This is a genomic window from Muriicola sp. (assembly GCF_041567615.1).
Taxonomy (GTDB): domain Bacteria; phylum Bacteroidota; class Bacteroidia; order Flavobacteriales; family Flavobacteriaceae; genus Muriicola.
This window is the reverse complement of record NZ_JBFGBM010000195.1, coordinates 1-4,579: the sequence shown is the minus strand read 5'-3', so window position 1 is coordinate 4,579 and position 4,579 is coordinate 1. Positions and strand designations below refer to the sequence as shown.

The following is a 4,579-nucleotide window of genomic DNA, read 5'->3' as shown; positions in this document are numbered from 1 at the left end:
CCCTTCAAAAAGGTAAGACAGACGGCTACGTAGCCCGACATGTAGACAGTGAAGGAGTTGCGGCTTTTCTCATTTCATCCTATATGGGAATTCGCATGCTGATGGTGGAAGGTAACAGCAGGAGCCTGTCCTATCATTTTCTGCAACAGACAAGACAATACCTGAAATCCCTGGCCCAAACCAGACTGGTCTAGGATATCAACTGGTTATTTCAAGGATCCTTTGCACGACGCTTTCCGGATCTATGGTGCTCATAGCGTCCTCATAGCCGCCTGGATATTTATTGCCATAGACTGATGTAGGAATCAGAGGATATTGATCCCTGTCAGCCAGGAGGGAATTTTCCGGGGGTTGTGCATAGGGAGCAAATCCCGCATAGGGATGAGTGATCCCCCATAAGGTCAGTACGGGAATTCCAAACATGGCAGCCAGGTGCCCGTTTCCACTATCCATGGATACCATGAGGTTCAGATTGGAGATCAGGTCGAGCTCCTGGTCAAAAGTCAATTGGCCCGCTGCGGAAAGACAATGTTCAAATTGCTCCTCAAGTCCTTGTAGAACTGGTATTTCCTTCGATCCCCCACCAAAGAGAATAATTTTATACTTATCAGTATTATTTACTTGTTTTATTACTTCTTCCATGAGATCCAGGGGATACATCTTTCCCTCAAAGGCGGCAAAAGGTGCTATACCGATCAGTTTTTTATTGCCTTTTGACAACCAATTTTCAGGGGCTTCTGGCAGGCTTCTCCGTCTCAATATATCCTGAGGGTTCAGCTCTACTTTATAACCCATTTTGCGAAACACATCGGCATATCGCTCATGGGTCGACTTCAACCGTGTGATATCCTTGTCACGCCATCGGGTTAGCTTCTTCTTTTGTTTTCTCCCCTTATCGATCTGCACAAATGGCAGTCCTGAACCGAAAAAGAAAGTCTTAAGGACTTTTGTCCTCAACACATTATGGAGATCAGCAACGCCTGAAATCGAATGGTGTTTCAAGTCCTTTGAGAGTTTTAATATGCCGGGGATTCCCTTATAGCTGATTTTAAAGTCTGCCTTGAATACTTCTGTATTCGGAATATCCCTGAAAATGGGGGCAAAGAAAGGCCTGGTGAGGATCAGGAGCCTGAGTTGAGGATTGAGGCGTAAAAGGGAAAGAAGAACGGGTACAGTCATGGCTACATCACCCATGGCCGAGAGTCTGATCACGAGAAGGGATTCATCCTTGCTTTTGTCCACGCAAAACGGGATTTAACTCATCGTCGTTGTACATTTTCATCTGTTTGTACACCTTCATGTATTTCCTGCCGGCCTCTATATCTGCGAGCAACTGGTCAATGGCAGTAGAAAGGTCTTTTTTCTGCTCCATCAGCACCGAGAGTTTTTGTCCGCAGGCTTTCAAATGGTCCTCCGAAGCATCTTCTCTTTCGGTCTCCTCCTTCATGTGATAGATTTTAAGGGCCAAGATAGAGAGACGGTCTATGGCCCAGGCGGGAGATTCGGTATTTATCGTCGCATCTTCCAGAATTTTTACCCCTTTGTATTTTTGAAGAAAGTAGCTATCTATGTATTCTACTAAATCTGTCCTGTCCTGATTGCTCGCATCGATCTTGCGTTTGAGTTCCAGGGCAGCCCCCGGTTCAATATCCGGATCCCGGATCAGGTCTTCATAATGCCACTGAACCGTATCAATCCAGTTTTTCCTGTAAAGGAGATGCTCTATGGTTCCTGAGGGATATGGGTTTTCAAACGTTTGATCTACCCTGTCAATTACGTGGTACCTGTTAATGCTTTCTTCAAAGATCCTGAAAGCCTCTTTACTGAACATGGAGATACATTTTTGTGCAAAGGTATCTTTTATTTGGTTAGCAACTCGATGCTAAAAATGAAAAATGAGGTGAGGATGGCCCCGGACAGAACCATTTCCCGGATATTTTCCCGTTTGATCATTTCCACATACTTACCCAGGAAGACAGACGCCGGGAAGAATGCGATGAGAATCGGGAATTTTTCTGAGGTCAGGGATAACAATACAACGATAATGCTCAGGAAAAAATAGATAGAGACTACCCGTAAATTAATGATCCTTCCCAATCCCAGCTTCCCGGATTTGAGGAATACCGCAAAACTGGTGACAGATATGACAACGATGAAAATTATAAGCTTCGTGTTTCTGATCCAGTCGAGCAACACGCTTTTCCAATTACCGATACTGAAGTTATAGTGGGTAGTAAAGAAGCCCTTCGTACCGCTCAGGATCAGAATCGAATTCCAGATCAATAAAAAGATGACAATCCCCGCAAGGGGGACAAACCAGTTCTTGATATTCTTGGGTTCGTAAATATAGATCGCTATGAAGACCAGTAAAAGGAAAAGGATTGCCCACCCGAAGAAAAGACTGGCTGCCAATACCCACAGCGTGGCGTCGAGTATCTTGAGTTTTATATTCCTGAGGGATCGAAGGCTGATAAGTTTTCGGCAAGCCAGCACCAGGAAAAAATTACAGCCTATAGCTTGAGTATCCCGTACGGAGGAAGGAAACAGGAATACCAGGATGACAAAGAAAAGGGCCACATAGGCATTCGTGCTGGAAATCTGGTTCCTGTTCACGACGAAATCGATGACCAGGACAGAAAACAATAAAAGTAAAAGAAAAAAAAGTTGTTTTCCCCATTCAGAGGGATCGAGGCTTTTTTCACCCAGGTAAAAAAAGACGATTGCGTAAAGGAGAGAGAGCAGGCCGAGAAGAATTACGTAATTAATGGGTTTTGTTTTGCCAAAAATGCCTGAAATCATCCCCGGATTTTATATTTTTGTCCTCGTAAATATAACCAAGATGAGTTCATTTTTTTACGGCATAGAAGATTTATTCGTCAACCACTTGTTCTGGCCCTATGATTTTTTCCGGTTCATGCAGAACTGGTGGACCTCCAATACCGTCAATTGGTTGTTCATGATCATCGGCACTGTGGCTATGGTGTATTGGCTTATGCAGCTGAAGAAATTCAACGACAATAATGAGGAGGACAAGACGATCACCTCCCATTCCTACCTATAGGTCGAATCCCAGGTCTTTGCGGTAATACATGCCGTCAAACTTGATCCTTTCGACGTTTTCGTACGATTTTTTCAGGGCTTCCCTAAAGTTTTCCGCTAAGGAGGTTACTGCGATGACCCTGCCCCCATTGGTGACCACACTTCCGTTTTTATTGGCGGTTCCTGCGTGGAAAACCACAGAATCTTTGATACTCTCAAGTCCAGAGATATCCTTCCCTTTTTCATAAGAACCCGGGTATCCACCAGATACCGTCATAACGGTCGTAGCACTTCTCGGGTCGATCTCAAGTTCGACGGAATCCAATTTGCCATCAGCAACAGCCTGGAAGAGCTCAACCAGGTCGTTTTTAAGCCTTGGTAGCACAACTTCTGTTTCCGGATCTCCCAACCGGACATTGTACTCGATCACAAAGGGATCGTCACCCACCTTGATCAAACCAATAAATATAAAGCCCTTGTACGGGATCTTGTCTTTCTTCAGGCCCTGAATGGTCGGGAGGATAATCCGATCCTTCACCTTGTTCATAAACGACTCGTCTGCAAAGGGAACCGGCGAAATAGCCCCCATTCCCCCGGTGTTGAGTCCCGTATCCCCTTCACCGATTCTCTTGTAATCCTTCGCCGTTGGCAAAACCTTGAAGTTTTCCCCATCGGTGAGGACAAAGCAACTCAACTCGATGCCGCTGAGAAATTCTTCTATGACCACCGTAGTACTGGCCTCCCCGAACTTGGAATCGAGCAGCATACGCGATAATTCGGCCCTGGCCTCGTCCAAATCCTGCAGGATCACTACTCCCTTGCCGGCAGCCAGTCCGTCTGCCTTGAGCACATAAGGCGGTTTCAGTGTGCCTAAAAAGTTGAATCCCTCCTGAAGCATTTCAGCCGTGAAACTTTGGTAGGCCGCGGTTGGGATCCCGTGACGGTTCATAAACCGTTTGGCAAAATCCTTACTCCCTTCCAGGGCTGCCCCCTTTTTCTCAGGTCCTATCACGGGGATGTATTTAAGGTCGGGGTCAGATGCAAAGAAATCAGCTATGCCATGCACTAATGGGTCTTCAGGCCCGACAACCACCATGTGGATATCATGTTCCAGGACTGCCTCTTTGATCGCCCCGAAATCAGTCGGCTTTATGGGAAGATTCATTGCGATCTCCTGCGTTCCCGCATTACCGGGAGCAACGAATAATTGCTTGAGTTTCTCACTCTGCTTTAATTTCCAGGCCAGGGTGTGCTCGCGGCCACCAGCTCCGAGGATAAGGATATTCATCATGTCGGCAGTTTGCGCAAAAATAGGCTATGGAGAAGAAACTATCAGGAAATACCGGAGAAATCGCGGTGTTCTTTTTGTTTGAGTTCTTCCGGGGATAGGGAAAGGAAATACTCGTAGACTTTCTTAAGGCCTTCTTTCCTCCCTACTTTGGGTTCCCACCCCAGGATCTCTTTTGCCCGGGTGATATCCGGTTGCCTCTGAAGGGGATCGTCTTTTGGTAAGGGTTTATGAATGATCCTGAGGTCCTTG

5 protein-coding genes and 2 pseudogenes are annotated in these 4,579 nt (G+C 46.1%); 2 read left to right on the top strand and 5 right to left on the bottom strand.

Features of this window, described 5'->3' with window-relative positions:
• Positions 1-194 (top strand): annotated as a pseudogene (locus ABYP73_RS11620) (TetR/AcrR family transcriptional regulator); the annotation flags it as partial.
• Between the two features lie 4 nt (positions 195-198).
• Here ABYP73_RS11620 and ABYP73_RS11615 read toward each other — a convergent pair.
• The 3 genes from ABYP73_RS11615 to ABYP73_RS11605 are packed head-to-tail and all read right to left on the bottom strand — an operon-like array spanning position 199 to position 2,799.
• Positions 199-1,242, bottom strand: a complete 1,044-nt coding sequence (locus ABYP73_RS11615) for a glycosyltransferase family 9 protein (RefSeq protein ID WP_372974434.1) — start codon at positions 1,240-1,242, stop codon at positions 199-201.
• On the bottom strand, positions 1,223-1,831 hold the full coding sequence (locus ABYP73_RS11610; protein WP_372974433.1) for a DUF4254 domain-containing protein: 609 nt from the start codon (positions 1,829-1,831) through the stop codon (positions 1,223-1,225). The genes ABYP73_RS11615 and ABYP73_RS11610 overlap by 20 nt, the downstream gene beginning before the upstream one ends.
• A gap of 29 nt (positions 1,832-1,860) precedes the next feature.
• On the bottom strand, positions 1,861-2,799 hold the full coding sequence (locus tag ABYP73_RS11605) for a DUF6427 family protein (RefSeq protein WP_372945859.1): 939 nt from the start codon (positions 2,797-2,799) through the stop codon (positions 1,861-1,863).
• 40 nt (positions 2,800-2,839) lie between these two features.
• Here ABYP73_RS11605 and ABYP73_RS11600 point away from each other — a divergent pair, with 40 nt between their 5' ends.
• Positions 2,840-3,061, top strand: a complete 222-nt coding sequence (locus tag ABYP73_RS11600; RefSeq protein ID WP_372945858.1) for a uracil phosphoribosyltransferase — start codon at positions 2,840-2,842, stop codon at positions 3,059-3,061.
• Here ABYP73_RS11600 and purD read toward each other — a convergent pair.
• Together purD and ABYP73_RS11590 are read right to left on the bottom strand one after the other, a co-directional pair.
• Complete coding sequence (gene purD / locus ABYP73_RS11595; RefSeq protein ID WP_372974435.1) at positions 3,056-4,327, bottom strand: phosphoribosylamine--glycine ligase; 1,272 nt, start codon at positions 4,325-4,327, stop codon at positions 3,056-3,058. The genes ABYP73_RS11600 and purD overlap by 6 nt on opposite strands.
• 44 nt (positions 4,328-4,371) lie before the next feature.
• A pseudogene (locus ABYP73_RS11590) lies at positions 4,372-4,579 on the bottom strand (SDR family NAD-dependent epimerase/dehydratase); the annotation flags it as partial.

Coding starts and splice junctions, on each gene's coding strand:
- ABYP73_RS11610 (WP_372974433.1), bottom strand. CDS start 1,831: ATGTTCAGTAAAGAGGCTTTCAGGATCTTTGAAGAAAGCATTAACAGG.
- ABYP73_RS11605 (WP_372945859.1), bottom strand. CDS start 2,799: ATGATTTCAGGCATTTTTGGCAAAACAAAACCCATTAATTACGTAATT.
- ABYP73_RS11600 (WP_372945858.1), top strand. CDS start 2,840: ATGAGTTCATTTTTTTACGGCATAGAAGATTTATTCGTCAACCACTTG.
- purD (WP_372974435.1), bottom strand. CDS start 4,327: ATGAATATCCTTATCCTCGGAGCTGGTGGCCGCGAGCACACCCTGGCC.